The 17,304-nt window shown below is 52.1% G+C and carries 18 protein-coding genes, 1 pseudogene and 1 other annotated feature; of the genes and pseudogenes, 7 read left to right on the forward strand and 12 right to left on the reverse strand.

Annotated features, from left to right (window positions below; translation table 11 throughout):
• Nucleotides 1-115: 115 nt before the first annotated feature.
• A complete protein-coding gene (gene hxpB, locus DBY68_RS16315; protein ID WP_108475637.1) occupies nt 116-784 on the reverse strand; it encodes a hexitol phosphatase HxpB in 669 nt (222 codons plus the stop codon).
• 145 nt (nt 785-929) lie between these two features.
• On the opposite strand from hxpB, the gene DBY68_RS16320 reads away from it, so the two are divergent.
• On the forward strand, nt 930-1,466 hold the full coding sequence (locus DBY68_RS16320; RefSeq protein WP_108475636.1) for a YniB family protein: 537 nt from the start codon (nt 930-932) through the stop codon (nt 1,464-1,466).
• A 36-nt stretch (nt 1,467-1,502) separates the two neighbouring features.
• On the opposite strand, the gene yciA is transcribed toward DBY68_RS16320, so the two are convergent.
• The gene (gene yciA / locus DBY68_RS16325; RefSeq protein ID WP_108475635.1) at nt 1,503-1,901 is read right to left on the reverse strand and encodes an acyl-CoA thioester hydrolase YciA; all 399 of its coding nucleotides are present in this window, start codon (nt 1,899-1,901) and stop codon (nt 1,503-1,505) included.
• A 214-nt stretch (nt 1,902-2,115) separates the two neighbouring features.
• On the opposite strand from yciA, the gene uraH reads away from it, so the two are divergent.
• Complete coding sequence (gene uraH, locus DBY68_RS16330) at nt 2,116-2,526, forward strand: hydroxyisourate hydrolase (RefSeq protein ID WP_108475634.1); 411 nt, start codon at nt 2,116-2,118, stop codon at nt 2,524-2,526.
• Nucleotides 2,527-2,781: 255 nt separating this feature from the next.
• On the opposite strand, the gene DBY68_RS16335 is transcribed toward uraH, so the two are convergent.
• The 3 genes from DBY68_RS16335 to DBY68_RS16345 all read right to left on the reverse strand — a co-directional run bounded on the left by DBY68_RS16335 (nt 2,782) and on the right by DBY68_RS16345 (nt 4,670).
• Nucleotides 2,782-3,318 carry a septation protein A gene (locus tag DBY68_RS16335; RefSeq protein ID WP_108475633.1) on the reverse strand — a complete coding sequence of 179 codons (537 nt, stop codon included), beginning with the start codon at nt 3,316-3,318 and terminating at the stop codon, nt 2,782-2,784.
• A 55-nt stretch (nt 3,319-3,373) separates the two neighbouring features.
• Entirely contained in the window at nt 3,374-4,117 is a 744-nt protein-coding gene (locus DBY68_RS16340; RefSeq protein WP_108475632.1) for a YciC family protein, read from the reverse strand.
• 148 nt (nt 4,118-4,265) lie between these two features.
• Nucleotides 4,266-4,670: a YkgJ family cysteine cluster protein gene (locus DBY68_RS16345; protein ID WP_108475631.1), complete on the reverse strand. Its 405-nt coding sequence runs from the start codon at nt 4,668-4,670 to the stop codon at nt 4,266-4,268.
• A gap of 275 nt (nt 4,671-4,945) precedes the next feature.
• On the opposite strand from DBY68_RS16345, the gene ompW reads away from it, so the two are divergent.
• Nucleotides 4,946-5,581, forward strand: a complete 636-nt coding sequence (gene ompW, locus DBY68_RS16355) for an outer membrane protein OmpW (RefSeq protein WP_108475630.1) — start codon at nt 4,946-4,948, stop codon at nt 5,579-5,581.
• Nucleotides 5,582-5,649: 68 nt separating this feature from the next.
• Here the strand turns inward: ompW and DBY68_RS22920 are convergent, their stop codons facing one another.
• Nucleotides 5,650-5,808, reverse strand: a complete 159-nt coding sequence (locus tag DBY68_RS22920) for a hypothetical protein (protein ID WP_158529120.1) — start codon at nt 5,806-5,808, stop codon at nt 5,650-5,652.
• Between the two features lie 552 nt (nt 5,809-6,360).
• On the opposite strand from DBY68_RS22920, the gene DBY68_RS16360 reads away from it, so the two are divergent.
• Nucleotides 6,361-7,257, forward strand: coding sequence for a diguanylate cyclase (locus DBY68_RS16360; RefSeq protein ID WP_108475629.1), 897 nt, complete (start codon nt 6,361-6,363; stop codon nt 7,255-7,257).
• 215 nt (nt 7,258-7,472) lie between these two features.
• Here DBY68_RS16360 and DBY68_RS23225 read toward each other — a convergent pair.
• The 6 genes and pseudogenes from DBY68_RS23225 to DBY68_RS16385 all read right to left on the reverse strand — a co-directional run.
• A pseudogene (locus tag DBY68_RS23225) lies at nt 7,473-7,574 on the reverse strand (hypothetical protein); the annotation flags it as partial.
• Nucleotides 7,575-7,697: 123 nt separating this feature from the next.
• Complete coding sequence (gene trpA, locus DBY68_RS16365; protein WP_108475628.1) at nt 7,698-8,507, reverse strand: tryptophan synthase subunit alpha; 810 nt, start codon at nt 8,505-8,507, stop codon at nt 7,698-7,700.
• A complete protein-coding gene (trpB, locus tag DBY68_RS16370; protein WP_108475627.1) occupies nt 8,507-9,700 on the reverse strand; it encodes a tryptophan synthase subunit beta in 1,194 nt (397 codons plus the stop codon). Before trpB ends, trpA begins: the two co-directional genes overlap by 1 nt.
• Nucleotides 9,701-9,718: 18 nt before the next feature.
• Nucleotides 9,719-11,077 carry a bifunctional indole-3-glycerol-phosphate synthase TrpC/phosphoribosylanthranilate isomerase TrpF gene (gene trpCF / locus DBY68_RS16375; RefSeq protein ID WP_108475626.1) on the reverse strand — a complete coding sequence of 453 codons (1,359 nt, stop codon included), beginning with the start codon at nt 11,075-11,077 and terminating at the stop codon, nt 9,719-9,721.
• A 3-nt stretch (nt 11,078-11,080) separates the two neighbouring features.
• Nucleotides 11,081-12,676, reverse strand: coding sequence for a bifunctional anthranilate synthase glutamate amidotransferase component TrpG/anthranilate phosphoribosyltransferase TrpD (gene trpD / locus DBY68_RS16380; protein ID WP_015964659.1), 1,596 nt, complete (start codon nt 12,674-12,676; stop codon nt 11,081-11,083).
• Nucleotides 12,676-14,238, reverse strand: a complete 1,563-nt coding sequence (locus DBY68_RS16385) for an anthranilate synthase component 1 (RefSeq protein WP_108475625.1) — start codon at nt 14,236-14,238, stop codon at nt 12,676-12,678. Before DBY68_RS16385 ends, trpD begins: the two co-directional genes overlap by 1 nt.
• Nucleotides 14,239-14,272: 34 nt before the next feature.
• Nucleotides 14,273-14,367: a sequence feature (Trp leader region), on the reverse strand.
• Nucleotides 14,368-14,530: 163 nt separating this feature from the next.
• Here DBY68_RS16385 and rnm point away from each other — a divergent pair.
• The 3 genes from rnm (at nt 14,531) to rluB (ending at nt 17,112) form a co-directional block, all read left to right on the forward strand.
• Entirely contained in the window at nt 14,531-15,412 is an 882-nt protein-coding gene (gene rnm, locus DBY68_RS16390) for an RNase AM (protein WP_108475624.1), read from the forward strand.
• A complete protein-coding gene (locus tag DBY68_RS16395; protein ID WP_108475623.1) occupies nt 15,409-16,029 on the forward strand; it encodes an L-threonylcarbamoyladenylate synthase in 621 nt (206 codons plus the stop codon). Before rnm ends, DBY68_RS16395 begins: the two co-directional genes overlap by 4 nt.
• A gap of 198 nt (nt 16,030-16,227) precedes the next feature.
• Entirely contained in the window at nt 16,228-17,112 is an 885-nt protein-coding gene (rluB, locus tag DBY68_RS16400; RefSeq protein WP_015964655.1) for a 23S rRNA pseudouridine(2605) synthase RluB, read from the forward strand.
• The last annotated feature ends 192 nt before the right edge of the window (nt 17,113-17,304 follow it).

The following is a 17,304-nucleotide window of genomic DNA, read 5'->3' on the forward strand; positions in this document are numbered from 1 at the left end:
TCTTCACGACAAGCATAGAAGGGCGTAATAAAAAACTCAAACTAAAATGAAACGTTGTTTCAATAATATGACGAGCGTTGGATTTGCGGACAACCTGGCGTTGCCCGCGAAGGGGTTAACCGCGAAGATCGCTCAGCGTTAAGTCGGCTAAGGAGTGCAATTTCACGTTAGCCAGCACAAAGCGAGGATCGTGTTGTCCTTCTTCCGCAGGCACTACGATAGAGCGCATACGTGCTGCTTTACTGGCGATCATGCCGTTTACGGAATCTTCCAGCGCCACGCAGGTGAGCGGGTCGACGCCCAGTTTCGCAGCACAGTCCAGGTAAACCTGCGGATGCGGCTTGCTGTAGGGCAGTTTTTCCGCTGATGCCAGCGCATCGAACTGGTCGCGCAGCTCAAACATGGTCAGCACCTTTTCCAGCATATGCAGCGGCGAAGCCGATGCGAGGCCAACTTTCAGACCGTTTGCTTTGCACAGGGCGACGGCTTCGCGTACGCCGGGCAGCAGCGGGCGAGTTTCCTCTACCAGACTAATGGCACGTTCGATAATGCGCGCCGTGACCTCTTCACGGCTCGGCCCGTTCCAGGGCTGCTGGGCAAACCACAGATCCACCACCATATCGATGCGCAGACCCAGAGTGTCTGGCAGCTCGTTACGGCGGTTAATATCAACGCCAAGGCTCGCGATGACCTCCAGTTCAGCACGATCCCACAACGGCTCGGAATCGATCAGTAATCCATCCATATCAAAAATAGCGGCGAGTATCTGGCGCTCTGCGGACATAACAACCTCTCTGTTGAGTAACTTAGGCGATGAATGCCGTTTAATATGGTATATCATATCGCGCGTAAAGTCGGGAAAAATGCCTGCCAGCAGGTAGACTGATAGGATATAGCCTGACAAAAAGACGTCTGAACAAGGGGAACCCATGACGTATCAACAAGCGGGACGCATCGCGATTCTGAAACGTATTTTAGGCTGGGTGATTTTCATTCCTGCGCTCATTTCAACGCTGATCTCGGTACTGAAATTTATGTACGATCACAGTGAAAAGCAGCCGGGCATCGATGCGGTGATGATGGATTTTGCGCACGTGATGATCGAAATGATGCGTTTCAATACGCCGTTTTTGAACTTCTTCTGGTATAACTCACCGACGCCAAACTTCCAGCAGGGGCTGAACGTGATGTTCTGGGTGATTTTTGCCCTGGTGTTCATCGCGTTGGCCTTGCAGGACTCTGGCGCACGGATGAGCCGTCAGGCGAAGTTTCTGCGCGAAGGCGTTAACGATCAAATGATCCTGGAAAAAGCGAAGGGCGAAGATGGAATGACGCGCGAGGCGCTGGAAGCGAAAATTAAGGTGCCGCATAACACCATTTTCCTGCAAATTTTTCCGCTCTATATCCTGCCGATTGTGGTGATCGTGATCGGTTATTTCTTCTTTAAAGTCCTCGGTTTTCTCTGATCGTTTATGTCGCCCGGTGAATGGCCGGGCGTCGTATTAGTTGGCAGGGATCGCGCGCGGTTTGCCGGATGGATCAACCGCTACGTAAATAAACAGCGCTTCAGTCGCTTTGTAACGCTGACCAATCGGCTCAGATGAGACTTTTTTCACCCACACTTCAATATTCACCGTAATCGACGTATTGCCTTTTTTAACACAGCGCGCATAGCAGCAGACAACATCGCCCACGGCAACCGGACGCAGAAAGGTCATGCCATCTACGCGCACGGTGACGACCCGGCCATGAGCAATCTCTTTTGCCAGAATCGCGCCGCCAATATCCATTTGTGACATTAACCAGCCACCAAAGATGTCTCCATTGGCGTTGGTATCCGCTGGCATGGCGAGCGTGCGTAAAACCAGTTCACCCTGCGGGGCGTCATTTTTCAGTGTCATTATAATCCCTGTGCTTATTCAAAAGACGTCGGGCGGGATGCTACTACGAAATGGGCATCGAGAATAGTCAAACGCGCGTCATACGGGGCTTACGGGAGAAAAAACAGCCAATTAAGCGCTTATCCCAGAAACAGAAATATCACAAAAAGTTGAATATTTTAAAACATAAATCGGGCTAAGCTTTCGCTGACATTTCAATAAAAGGATGAAGACAATGAAGAAAATATCAGGGCTGGTTTTACTGAGCACCCTCATCGCGGCGCCGATTGCTTACGCGGCCCCTGTCGGTACGCTCAGCGTCCATATTCTGAATCAGCAAACCGGTGTTCCGTCTAAAGATGTCGACGTGACGCTGGAAAAACAGCAACCCTCGGGATGGGTAATGCTGGCGACTCAGAAAACGGATAACGATGGGCGCATTAAGTCGCTCTATCCTGAAAAAGAGGATATGCAGCCCGGTGTTTATCGCGTGACGTTTAAAACGGGCGAGTACTTTAAGGCAGAGAAGTTGTCCTCGTTCTTCCCGGAAATTCCGGTGCTGTTTACGGTGACGAAAACGAATGAAAAGTTACATGTCCCTCTGTTACTGAGTCAGTACGGGTATTCGACCTATAAAGGGAGCTGATAATGCATGGCGGGGCGGAATTAACCAGTTTTCTCTAAGAAAACTGGACAAAGACACACTATAATTAAGATGATGGCTCGGATGGGAGACGCAAAATGTACACTCCACTCGTCGCTATTATGTTTATTCTGCTGACAGCCCAGGCGCTTATTGAAATAGGCGTGCTGCGTAGCTGAACAGAATTCCGCACTCCCCCTGGTAATAAAAAAGGCACACTGTGAGTTGTGTGCCTTTTGAGTTGCCTGCGATGGCGGCTTACTTTTCTTCCTGCGGCATATGCCGGTAGATGTAAACGCCGCTCAGTACGGTGAACAACAACGTCATCGCCGTCAGGCCAAAGACCTTGAAATTGACCCAAATGTTTTGCGGCAACCAGAACGCAATGTAGATATTAGCGAGGCCGCACAGAATAAAGAACACGGCCCAGGCGATATTCAGATTGGCCCACACTGAGGCGGGCAGTGTCAGTTCCTTACCCAGCATGCGTTGAATCAACGGTTTTTTCATCACCCACTGGCTCACCAACAGCGCACCAGCGAACAACGCGTAAATCACGGTGACTTTCCACTTGATAAATTCATCGTTGTGGAAGAAGAGCGTTAAACCGCCGAAGACCGCGACCAGCACAAAGGTGATAAGCGCCATCTTTTCAACTTTGCGGTAGCGCACCCAGCTGTAGATCAACACGATAGCGGTTGCAACGATCAGCGCTGAGGTTGCGGCATAGATGTCGTAAATCTTATAAAAGGCGAAGAAGACGACCAGCGGTAAAAAATCCAGAAACTGCTTCATACTTCGATTCCGTACTCCAGTTGCGGCCCAACGACCGTCGGGCCCGCAGGAAAAATTAGTTGCGAATAAGCATATACAAGCGGAATAAATAAATCAGCAACACGGCAGAGATAAGGTTGCTGAGCGTATTCACCACTACCGCGCCTACGTTTGGCGTCAACACGGCGAAGTTCGGTGCGAACACCAGTAACAGCGTTTTCGCCAGCAACCAGCCAATGACCGCCGGCGCCACCAGACGCATATTGGCCCACGCCAGTTTCATACTGCTACGCATCGACACGAAGATGCCCATTTTATCCTGCACTAACATGACAGGTGCGAAAGCCAGCACAATGGCCAGCAATACGCCCGGCACGACGATCAACATCACGCCCATTTGTACCATAAACGTAGTGAGGAAGATCAATATAAACAGTTTAGGCAGGACAGGCGCACTTGCACCAATAGCACGCAGTGCGCTGACGCGGTGACCGGCAGAAACCAGTTGAATCATCAGCATGACGCCGCCGGCCAGAATGGCGTTGCCAATCAGCCCGGAAAACGTTGATGCCGCTGAAGCACGCAGGAGAATTTGTTGCTGCTCCGGTGTCATGTTTTGGACCAGATCAAACAGGCCGACGCTTCCGGTGAGATTGTCACCCTGGCGCAAGAGAGCAAGCTGTTCATCGCTGGGTGTAAAGGCGTGACCAATCACCACGGTGATAAATGCGCACAGCAGCGCAATCAGCAAAATGGTTAAAAACTGATTACGGAAAAAATTACCCGTGTCACGGTATACGGACTGCGCCGTGATAGACATGCACTCTCCTTGAGTATTGCATCCGCGTCACCCTTCAGGCTGCCTCTAAGTCGGCTGCGCTTACTCGCCCGAATCTCATAGCTGGGTAGCTCATCGGGCTCGCTCGTTAACTGCCTTGATGCAGCGTGAAAGATTTTGCGTAAAGGTGTTAATTAGCCGCTGATTGTACCGCAGTTAATACACTCGTTGCAGCCTCAAGACTCGTATGGAAAAGCATATCTTTGTAAAGAGGAGGTAAGCCGTAGTGTGCCCGGGCGCGATTACAGGCGTCGTTCTCCGTACCATTATCACCGGACATGGCAAATTCGCGGCAGGGAGAGGGGCGTTCGTGGTACACAGAACAGCTGACCTTGCCGCCAATTTCGCCTTCAAGGGCAGTGCAGCGCGGATGTTTGCTGTTGGTACCCTTCATACAACGTAAAAAAGGGGTGAGGGGCTCAGTAAGCTGCGCAGGAAGCTGGCCGCCGCCATCGTTGGCTTCAGCCCAGTAAAAGGAGACACGGAAATACGCACAACAGGCCCCGCACGTCATGCACGGATTCAAATCGCTCATAGCACACCTGAAAAAACGCATCAACAGAAATTGTCGTGTCTACGTTATCCAGAGGTTTGAAAGAGAGCAAGTGGGGATCCGGACAATTTTGTTTCAGAAAAATACCGCTGAAATTGATATGGATGCGTATCCATCATCTCAACAAAGTAAGCAAAAATTAATCCAGATCAACAAATGTTAAAATTTAACATTTGGTGTGATCTGTGTTGCTACCTGATTAACTATTTGTAGGTATATTTGCCATGACTAATAAAACCCCTAAAAAAGGAGTGGGTATGAAAAAATTAGCAGTGGCAGCTTTAGCACTTTCTACGCTTTCTGGTGGCGCATGGGCCCATGACGCAGGCGAATTTTTCATTCGTGCAGGTTCCGCAACGGTGCGTCCATCAGAGGGCTCGGACAACGTTCTTGGCGCTCTCGGCGGATTTAATGTTAGCAATAACACACAGTTAGGCCTGACATTTACCTATATGGCAACCGAGAACATCGGTATTGAACTGCTGGCGGCAACGCCGTTCCGCCACAAAGTAGGTACTGGCCCAACGGGGGATATCGCCACCGTTCACCACTTACCACCAACCTTGATGGCACAATGGTACTTTGGTGATTCCAGCAGCAAACTGCGTCCGTACATTGGTGCAGGTATCAACTACACTACGTTCTTTGACAACGATTTTAACAAAACGGGTAAAGAGGCCGGGCTGTCAGACCTTAGTCTGGATGATTCCTGGGGGGCCGCCGGGCAGGTGGGGATGGACTATTTAATCAACCGTGACTGGCTGGTAAACATGTCCGTCTGGTATATGGATATCGACACCAACGTGAAATTTAAACATAACGGCGAGCGTCAAAGCGTCAGTACCCGTCTCGATCCATGGGTGTTTATGTTCTCAGCAGGTTATCGATTCTAACGGGTTGCAGGGCTGGTCTTTTGCGACCAGCCCTGGCTGAACTCCGCATCCTGACAATCTCTTCACCCTCATCCCTGCAGCATAAACAGCGTGTTATATCTGGCCCATTCTCGCAGCGCGTCCAGCCACGGATCAAACCATAGGACAATAGCGGGGACATCAATGTCCATCTCAAGAATTAAGCTGGTCACGGCGGCGGCGGCAATTACAATATAATTCGTACACATAAGAACATCCTTATTCTTATTAAATATTAAACGAATTTACAATAATTGAATAACTCTCGGCAGGCAATATCAGTCCTAATGCATTGCAGCTAATTCAATGATGATACCCTGTCAGAATGAAGGCCTGATTTGTGAAAATAGCCATAACTTTCGCCGTCAACCCAGCGGGTTTGACAGGACTCTCTGCGCAGCCGGGTAGGGCGGCAACGTATGAGAGACTCAGTAACCGTGCATCCGTAAGGAAGGTAAAACACGTTGCCGGGCGAAGAACCATCGATAAGTAAGCGTTTAATTTTAGATTTTTGTTGTAGAAAGGCTTCCTAATCAGAAAATCTTCATTTATTCTCGGCCGGTATTGTTGTAATTTTCCTGGTATTGCAAGAGTATTAGTAAGACTTATTAATTAGAATGTATTGTGTTTAGGGAAAGCTTCCCTTAAATATTAATTAAACATTTAGCGTTTGATGCTGATTTTTGTCTTTCTTGACAGAGATTTAATTTATTATTGTTAATGTTTCACATCATTCGCTTAACGTTAATGTCGGAGGCCAGATGAACAGGAAGTTAAAAGAGATAGATACGCTCCTTACGGGGTTAAATCGTTCTGTCGGAGGGCACTATCGCTGGTTGGTGCAGGCGTTACGTCTTATTGCAAAACGTGATGATAGCGTGAATGACATTACCAGCCTCGAAGCACATAATTGTTGCCAATTTGGTGGCTGGTTGAATCAATATCTGGCAACTGATACTGAAGATAAAGGTTTTTTATTAACCATTAATGATAAACATATTCGGGTGCATGAGGTTTGTCGTCAATTAGTCGATTCAGTTTTACAAGATAATATACAAGAGACATTATTTAACGATTTTGAACATGCACTCCAGGAATTTGTCGCGGCCATTACCGTTTACCAGACACATTTGTTACAGCTACGTATAAGTTATGATGCATTAACCAGTCTGCCGTTAAGAAGAATCCTGGATGAATCATTTGAAAGCCAGGTAATGGATCGCAGCAATGGTGAACTCTATGTGATGATTCTGGATATCGATCATTTTAAACGCATTAATGATACCTACGGACATATTATTGGCGATGAGGTATTGCGCGCCTTTGCGCAGAAATTGCAGAGTTGCACGCGCAATTACGAGCCAGTGTACCGATTTGGCGGCGAAGAGTTTATCGTGATCCTGAAGGCCAAGGATGAGTCAGAAGCGATGGCGGCTGGCCTGCGCATTACCCGGGCGATTGAACATCATCAAATCAGAGTTGGGCAATATGATATTCCGGTTACGGTCACCTCAGGCTTAACTCGGGCGATCCCGGGGGAATTACTGCGCATTGTGCTTGAACGTGCCGACGGTGCAATGTACGTGGGTAAGCAGTCAGGCAGGAATCGCTGCATGTATATCAATGAACAGGGCTCGATAGAGCGGGTGATTGAATAAAAAAAGCCCGCCGGAAGGCGGGCAAGTAATACTGGAAGCAATGTGAGCAATGTCGTAACGAATACCTGAGTGATTTGCTCAACTATTCGTTGATGAGAAAGATAATGGTTCTCATCTAAGATATCAACCCCACAGTTTGTGTTAATCGCTTTTTTTTCGCATCCAGAAGAAAAAGCTGCCTGTTGGCAGCTTTAAACTGATGACAAACGCAACATTGCCTGATGCGCTACGCTTATCAGGCCTACAAGGTTTCTGCAATATCTTGAATTTGGAATATTTTGTAGGCCGGATAAGGCGTTTACGCCGCATCCGGCAAGAACAAAGCGCACTTTGTCGGCGATCTGAAGCTGCCTGTTGGCAGCTTTAGTTTATTGATAACTTCATTAAAAAATATACCTGTATCTTGCCGGGGGCGCTACGCTTGCCCGGTCTACAAAGTACTACGCCTGGCGCGTTGCCGCTTTCATTGCCTGTGCAAAGGCTTTCAACTCGGCCAGCATAACGTCGGGCTTATCAAGATTCTTCTCGATAATTTTCACTGTGGCAGAGCCAGAAATCGCGCCTGCAGCCCCGGCTTCAATTGAGGCATGCACCTGCTCTGGCGTGGAAATACCAAAGCCCTGTAACGGAGGGGCGGCATGGTACTCCGCCAGTTTCTCGACGAGATGATGCAACGGCAGTGCTGCACGGCTGTCCACTCCCGTTACGCCTGCACGGGAAAGCAGATAGGTATAGCCGCGGCCATGTGAAGCAATCTGACGCAACAGCTCGTCGTCGGCGTTCGGCGGGCAGATGAAGATAGGTGCCACGTTATGGCGCATTGCCGCCTGGCGGAACGGGGCAGACTCTTCCACCGGCACATCAGCGACCAGGACTGAATCGACCCCCACGCGCGCGCATTCAGCGTAAAACTCATCAATACCGCGGTTAAATACCAGGTTCGCATACATCAGCAGGCCGATAGGCATGGTCGGATGTTTTTGGCGGATCGCCGCTAGCATCTCAAAGCACTGCGTCGGCGTGACGTTCGAGGCGAAAGCACGTAGCGTCGCGCTCTGAATGGTCGGGCCATCTGCCAGCGGGTCGGAGAAAGGGATCCCCAGTTCCAGTGCGTCTGCGCCGCCTTCAATCAGCGCGTCGATAATTTTTAACGACTGCTCCGGGTTCGGATCGCCGAGGGTGACAAAGGGGACAAATGCGCCTTCCTTGCGGGCTGTCAGTTCTGCAAACAGGTTGTCATAACGTTCCATTAGATTTCCCCTCGAGCTTTCAGAATATCGTGTACGGTGAAGATGTCTTTGTCGCCGCGGCCGGACAGGTTTACCACCAGAAGCTGCTCTTTATCCGGATTTTCACGCATCATTTTCAGCGCGTGCGCAAGAGCATGTGATGATTCCAGCGCCGGGATAATCCCTTCGTGGCGGCTGAGTTCTTTAAAGGCATCAAGCGCTTCGTTATCGGTGATAGAGACATACTCCGCACGGCCAATGCTGTTCAGATACGCATGCTGTGGCCCGACGGACGGGAAATCGAGGCCCGCAGAGATGGAGTAAGATTCTTCAATCTGCCCCTCATCGGTCTGCATCATCGGCGATTTCATACCGAAGTAGATGCCAACGCGACCATGTTTCAGCGGTGCGCCGTGTTCGCCGGTTTCAATGCCGTGACCTGCAGGCTCAACGCCAATCAAACCGACGCTGGTTTCAGTAATAAAATCGGCAAACATCCCGATGGCGTTGGAGCCGCCGCCCACACAGGCGATAACGGCGTCCGGCAGACGACCTTCTTTTTCCAGCACCTGAACTTTGGTTTCTTCGCCAATCATACGCTGGAACTCGCGTACGATGGTCGGGAACGGGTGGGGGCCTGCCGCCGTACCCAGCATATAGTGCGCGGTTTCGTAGCTGCCAGACCAGTCGCGCAGCGCTTCGTTACAGGCATCTTTCAGTGTGGCTGAACCACTGTGTACCGCAATCACTTCCGCGCCCATCAACCGCATACGAAAGACGTTCGGTGACTGGCGTTCAATATCTTTCGCACCCATATAGATACGGCACTTCAGGCCCAGCAGGGCACAGGCGAGTGCCGATGCTACACCATGTTGGCCCGCGCCGGTCTCGGCGATGATTTCGGTTTTGCCCATGCGCTTAGCCAGCAATGCCTGGCCCAGTACCTGGTTGGTTTTGTGCGCGCCGCCGTGCAGCAGATCTTCTCGTTTCAGATACAGCGTGGTTTTGGTACCCGCAGTTAAGTTACGGCATTTGGTCAGCGCGGTCGGACGACCAGCGTAGTTTTTCAGCAGGTCGGTAAATTCCGCCTGAAATTGTGGATCTTTTTGTGCGCTGACGAAGGCTTCTTCCAGTTGACGCAGCGCAGGCATCAGGATTTGCGGAACGTACATTCCGCCAAACTCGCCGAAATAGGGGTTAAGTAACGTGCTCATTGTTGCTCCTTTCATACCTTAATATGCGCGCAGTGTCTGGAAAACCGAGGCCAGTTTGCTGGCATCTTTTATACCCGGTTGCGACTCTACACCTGAATTGAAATCCAGCCCGGCGCAGCCGCTTCTGGCCGCTTCTACGCAGTTATCTGCGCCTAATCCACCTGCCAGAATCACGTTGCTGAGATCGTGACCCTGCAACAGCGTCCAGTCGAAACGTTGTCCTGTACCGCCCTGGCCGTTATCAAACACGTATTTATCTACGTGATGGAGATGACGGGCGGGCAGGGTTTCGCCTACACTGAGGGCTTTCCAGATTTGTACTGTCGTTGGCAGTTGACTGCGCAGGGCGTCGATATACGCCTGATCTTCATCGCCGTGGAGTTGAACGGCAGTGAGCGACAGTTCGTTTGCGCGTGCGACTACGTCGTGAACGGGAGCGTTGCGGAAGACGCCGACGTAGCCAAGCGGTGCGGCAGCGATGACGTCACGAGCCTGTTCAGGGGTTACCGAGCGAGGAGACGTCGCCACAAAAATCAGCCCGCCATAAATGGCCCCGGCTTCATATGCGGCCTGTGCATCCTGAGGACGAGTCAGGCCGCAAACTTTGTTTTCGCCCAGCAGCACGCGGCGGACTGCCGCATTCAGATCGTCGTGCGACATCAGAGCCGAGCCAATCAGGAAGCCATTAGCAAAGTGGCTTAACTCGCGCACCTGGGCATAGGTGTTAATCCCCGATTCGCTGATCACCGTAACGTCATGGCCCAATCGCGGCGCTAACTGACGGGTGCGATTCAGGTCGATGGAGAGATCGCGCAGATCGCGGTTGTTAATCCCGACCACCTTTGCGCCCAACGCTATCGCACGTTCCAGTTCTTCTTCATTACTCACTTCCGTCAGCACGCCCATTTTCAGGCTGTGGGCGACGGCGGCGAGCTGGCGATATTGTTCATCATCAAGAACCGAGAGCATCAGCAGACAGGCATCGGCCTGGTAAAAGCGCGCCAGGTAAATCTGATAAGGATCGATAATAAAGTCCTTACACAGAATCGGCTGGTGCGCGATTTTGCTGACGATAGGTAAAAACTCAAAGTTACCCTGGAAATATTTCTCATCCGTTAATACGGAAATTGCGGAAGCATAATGCTTGTAGACACCTGCAATACGCGCCGGGTCGAAATCATCACGGATGACACCTTTCGACGGGGAGGCTTTTTTACACTCCAGAATAAACGCGGTGCGTGTACCGCGCAGCGCATCGTAGAAACTACGTTGCGTAGGCTGAACATCATTCTGGAACGTGGCTAACGGTTGTTGTTGTTTACGGGCTTCTACCCAAATCGCTTTATCGGCTACGATTTTTGCTAATACGGTCTGCATTTTTTACCCTCTTGCCGCTAATGCGGTGACGCAATCATAGGCTGCACCGCTGCGCAGAACATCCAGTACTTTTTGTGCGTTGGCTTTTAAATCTTCATGGCCATAAAGGCGCATTAACATGGCGACGTTGGCAGCGACGGCGGACTCATGCGCTGTCTCACCTTTACCTTGTAACAAGCGCGTCAGAATGTCACGGTTTTCTTCCGGCGTGCCGCCTGCCAGCTCTTCCTGATGATAAGGCTTGAGACCAAAGTCAGCGGCGGTGAGCTGATAGCTTTTGATTTCGCCCTGATTCAGCTCGGCCACCACGGTTGGCGCATGCAGGGACACTTCATCCATGCCACCGCTGTGGACAACGGCGGCGCGTTGATAACCGAGCACCCGCAGGGTTTCAGCAATTGGCAGCACCAGCTCCGGACTGTAGACGCCAATCAGCGCCAGCGGTGGATGCGCCGGGTTAATCAGCGGCCCCAGCACATTAAACAGGGTGCGCGTTTTCAGTTGCTGACGTACCGGCATCGCGTAGCGGAACCCGGTGTGGTATTTCGGCGCGAACAGGAAACAGACGCCCAGTTCATCCAGCGCTTTACGCGATTTATCCGCATTCATATCCAGATTGATGCCGAACGCCGCCAGTAAGTCCGATGAACCAGATTTGCTGGATACACTGCGGTTACCGTGTTTCGCCACCTTCAATCCACAGGCCGCAGCGACAAAGGCGCTGGCGGTCGAAATGTTGATGCTGTTGCTGCCATCGCCGCCGGTACCGACGATATCAGCAAACGGGTAGTCCGGGCGCGGGAACGGTGCGGCGTTTTCCAGTAATGCGGTGGCCGCCCCGGCGATTTCAATCGGGCTCTCACCGCGAATTTTCATGCTAACGAGCGCGGCGGCCAATTGCTCCGGCTTCACTTCACCGCGAACCACGGCGGAGAAGAGTTGGTGGCTTTCCTGCTGTGTCAGGGTTTGTGCCTGATACAGTTTTTCCAGAATCGGTTGCAAAGTGTTGGTCTGCTCCAGTTTTTGCAGCGCCCATGCCAGGGTTTGTTCCAGCAGGCGTGCGCCCTGGGTCGTAAGAATCGATTCTGGATGGAACTGGAAACCACATACGCGATCCGCATCGTGACGAACCGCCATCACCATGCCGTTAAAGTGCGCGTTGATGGTTAAGCCCGCGGGAATATTGCTCCCTACCAGCGAGTGATAGCGGGCGACCGGCAGCGGGTTGCTCAGCCCGGCAAACATCGCCTGGCCGTCGTGTTCAATGCTGGATGCTTTCCCGTGCAGGATTTCGCCAGCCTGACCAACGTAGCCGCCATAGGCTTCAACAATCGCCTGATGACCGAGACAGATACCGATAATAGGCAGTTTGCCACGCATGCGGGTCAGTAGTTCCGGCATACAGCCGGCTTCTGACGGTGCGCCAGGGCCGGGTGAGAGCATCAGCACTGGGTTTTTCATCGTACCCAGACGCTCAATCAGCGTTTGAGCAGGCACATGGTTGCGATAAATCACGACGTTGTGACCGTTGGCGCGTAGCTGATCTGCGAGGTTATAGGTGAATGAGTCGATATTATCGAGCAGCAGAATGTCAGCCATCAGAAAATCTCCTGTGCGTGGTGTGCGGTCGCGATAGCGCGCAATACCGCGCGTGCTTTATTACGTGTTTCATCGGCTTCGGACTGGGGAACGGAATCCAGCACTACGCCTGCGCCAGCCTGAACGGTGGCGACGCCGTTTTCAACGAAGGCAGAGCGGATGACGATGCAGGTGTCCAGGTCGCCGTGAGCGGTGAAGTAGCCCACCGCGCCGCCGTAGCTGCCGCGACGTTTGCCTTCCGCGCCAGCAATAAGCTGCATCGCGCGAACCTTCGGCGCGCCGCTCAGGGTGCCCATGTTCATGCAGGCACGGTAGGCGTGCAGGACATCAAGGTCTTTACGCAACTCACCGACGACGCGTGATACCAGATGCATCACGAAGGAGTAGCGGTCGACCTTGGTGAGGTCTGCCACATAGCGGCTACCCGGCGTACAGATGCGCGCCAGGTCATTACGCGCCAGGTCAACCAGCATCAGGTGCTCGGAAAGCTCTTTATGGTCGGTGCGCATTTCAAGTTCAATGCGGCTATCAAGGTCACGATCCAGAGAACCGTCTGCGCGTCGACCACGTGGGCGAGTACCGGCAATCGGGTAGATCTCAATCTGGCGGCTGCTGGCTTCATATTTCAGCGAGCTTTCCGGTGAAGCGCCGAACAGGGTGAAATCGTTATCCTGCATAAAGAACATGTACGGGCTGGGGTTGCTCTTTTTCAGGACATCATACGCCGCCAGCGGCGACGGGCAGGGCAGTGAGAAGCGACGAGATGGCACCACCTGGAAAATTTCCCCGGCGCGAATCGCTTTTTGCATTTTACGCACCACATCACCGTACTCTTCATCGCTTTGGTTGGTCTCGCAACGCATCTGTTCAACGGTTACCACTGGCAGAGCCGCAGGGGGCTCATTCAGTTGCTGACGCAGTTGCGCAATGCGTTGCAGCAAGCGGTCTTTTTCACTCAATGATGGCGTGAACAGGCTGGCCTGAATACGCGTGTTTTTGGTCTGGTGGTCAATGACCAGCAGCGTTTCCGCCAGGTAGAAGCAGTAGTCCGGGCAGGAAGTATCGCTTTCAAGCGATGGCAGGTCTTCAAAACCGGCGACCAGGTCATAAGCGAACAGCCCGCCGAAGAACATCGCATCGCGTTCGTCTTCTGGCAGCGTCACCAGCGTTTGCAGCAGGCGAAACGCGTCAAAAACGGACAGTGAGCAAAGACGTGCATCTTCATCCAGCAACTGGCTGACCGCCGGGAAGGTCAGTACGCGGCCATTCGCTTGATGCTGGTTGTCAACGCCCGCTGGCAGCGCCGTATCCAGCAACGGGAGCAGGGACGCGCCGTTATCGGTCAGCGCCTGAATTGTGACAGTGTCACCGAGCGCAGTGATACGCAGCGCACTGTCGACCAGCAGCAGGCTTTTTAAATCGTTTTTGCTATCGATATCCGCAGATTCCAGCAGCAATGTCGCCGGGCGTGCACCGCATAGCTGGTGAAACAGCGCGGTTGGGTTTTCACGATAAATCGCGTCACTGGTCAGAAGCTCAAGCGCTGGTTTTGGTGTTTGCATTGTTTGTTTCGCCTGTTCTGTAAAATAGGTGTTCAATAAAAAGCCCGCTCAGTGGCGGGCCGGGTATCTGTTTGCAAAATGCAGACGTGATGACACTGCCCGTTATTAGGGAGTGCGCCACCAACCCTGCAGTACATTGATTTTCGTCTTCATTTGCCGATACCTTGCTTAAGTGAACTTGCGTACTAGTTAACTAGTTCGATGAGTCAAAGTCAACCCCTGATTTTAGAAATTACTCAGTAAACGTTATGATGCGTCGTCTTATACGAATATTAGCCCAACGGGAGCCGTTTTGAGCGACACAACATATGCAGTGATTTACGATCTTCACAGCCACACCACCGCCTCCGATGGCCGACTAACGCCGGAAGCGCTGGTACATCGCGCCGGAGAGATGCGCGTAGGTACGCTGGCGATCACCGATCACGACACTGTCGATGGTATCCCGCTGGCGCAGGCGGAGATCGCGCGCGCCGGGCTGGCGTTGAATTTGATCACCGGCGTTGAGATTTCGACACTGTGGGAAAATCACGAAATTCATATCGTCGGCCTGAATATTGATATTCACCATCCAGCGTTAACGGCCTTCCTGAATCAGCAAAAAGCGCGGCGAAACCAACGGGCGGCGTTGATTGCCGAACGTCTGGAAAAAGCCCACATTCCCGGCGCACTGGAAGGCGCACAGCGCCTGGCCGACGGCGGCGCTGTAACACGCGGGCATTTCGCCCGTTTCCTGGTGGAGCAGGGAAAAGCGAACACCATTGGCGATGTGTTTAAAAAATATCTCGCACGTGGGAAAACGGGATACGTTCCGCCACAGTGGTGTACAATAAGGGAAGCTATTGATGTCATTCATCATTCAGGCGGCGTGGCGGTAATGGCCCATCCGGCTCGTTACAACCTGTCGGCCAAGTGGCTGAAAAGATTGCTGGCCCACTTCAGTGAACAGGGGGGGGATGCGATGGAAGTCGCGCAGTGCCAGCAGGCGCCACACGAGCGCGCTCAGCTTGCAACCTATGCCCGTGAATATGCGTTACTGGCCTCGCAGGGTTCTGATTTTCATCAGCCCTGCCCATGGATAGAACTGGGCCGTAAGCTGTGGCTACCCGCCGGGGTAGAGGGCATCTGGCAACGCTTCGAGACGCCACAGAATTCTACTGAGAGGGAAGCATGAGTCAGTTTTTTTATATTCATCCGGATAACCCGCAGGCGCGACTGATTAACCAGGCGGTTGAAATCGTGCGCAAAGGTGGGGTGATTGTTTACCCAACCGACTCCGGCTACGCGCTGGGCTGCAAAATTGAAGATAAAGGCGCGATGGAGCGCATCTGCCGTATTCGTCATCTGCCAGATGGTCACAACTTCACGCTAATGTGCCGTGACCTGTCCGAACTGTCGACCTATTCTTACGTCGATAACGTGGCGTTTCGCCTGATGAAAAACAACACGCCGGGCAATTACACCTTTATCCTCAAAGGGACGAAAGAGGTGCCGCGCCGTCTGTTGCAGGAAAAGCGTAAAACCATCGGTATGCGTGTGCCGTCTAACCCTATCGCCCAGGCGTTGCTTGAAGCATTAGGCGAGCCAATGCTCTCAACCTCTCTGATGTTGCCGGGCAGCGAATTTACCGAATCCGATCCGGAAGAGATTAAAGATCGTCTGGAAAAAGTGGTCGATTTAATTATCCATGGCGGTTATCTGGGACAACAGCCGACAACGGTGATTGATTTAACTGACGACACGCCGGTGGTACTGCGTGAAGGTGTGGGCGATGTGAAGCCGTTTCTCTGAGCGTGAATAAACCAGATGAATCTTTTCATCAGAAATTCAGGTAAGATACGCGGCCACGAATTATTGTTATGGCGCACGTGGTGCGCCATTTTACGTGTAAAAGATACCTTTCAATGAGTTAGGGTTTAAAAAAACTCAACACATTGTTTTTGAAAGTATACCCAGACGCCTGTGAAGGCGACACCGGAAGGAAGCTCTATGAGCGATAAAAGCGAAAAACTGCAAAAAGTGCTGGCGCGTGCTGGCCACGGCTCCCGTCGTGAAATCGAAGCGATCATTGAAGCGGGGCGCGTGAGCGTCGACGGCAAAATTGCTAAACTGGGCGATCGCGTTGAAGTGATCCCGGGCCTCAAAATTCGTATTGATGGCCATCTGATTTCCGTTAAAGAATCCGTAGAACAAATTTGTCGCGTTCTGGCTTATTACAAGCCGGAAGGTGAACTCTGTACACGTAACGATCCGGAAGGTCGCCCGACCGTATTCGATCGTCTGCCAAAACTGCGTGGTGCGCGCTGGATTGCCGTTGGTCGTCTGGATGTGAACACCTGCGGTCTGCTGCTGTTCACCACCGACGGTGAGCTGGCAAACCGCCTGATGCACCCAAGCCGCGAAGTTGAGCGTGAATACGCTGTCCGCGTGTTTGGCCAGATCGATGACAGCAAAGTCCGTGAGCTCTCCCGCGGCGTACAGCTTGAAGATGGCCCGGCGGCGTTTAAAACCATCAAATTTACCGGTGGCGAAGGCATCAACCAGTGGTACAACGTGACGCTGACGGAAGGCCGCAACCGTGAAGTGCGTCGTCTCTGGGAAGCCGTTGGCGTGCAGGTGAGCCGTTTGATCCGCGTTCGCTACGGTGATATTCCATTGCCAAAAGGCCTGCCGCGCGGCGGCTATACCGAACTGGATCTGGCGCAGACCAACTACCTGCGTGAGCTGGTTGAACTGCCGCCTGAAACCGCATCGAAAGTGGCCGTTGAGAAAGACAGACGCCGCATGAAGGCGAATCAGATTCGCCGTGCGGTGAAACGCCATAGCCAGGTGAGCAACCCGCGCCGTGGCGGGGGAAGCCGCAGCAACGGTTAATCAACCTCCTGATTATCAAGCCGGGCAAACAGCAATGTTCGCCCGGTTTTTTTGTGCCTGACATTCCACCTTCACAAAATCTGCCGAATTGATTGTTTTATAGTCAAAAAAGGAGATGTGGAGGAGATTCCATGAATCATATGTGAAATACGAATAATTATCATTAGTATGCGCACTTGATTTTATGCTTCA

This window comes from Pseudocitrobacter sp. RIT415, assembly GCF_003057695.2.
GTDB classification, from domain to species: domain Bacteria; phylum Pseudomonadota; class Gammaproteobacteria; order Enterobacterales; family Enterobacteriaceae; genus Pseudocitrobacter; species Pseudocitrobacter faecalis.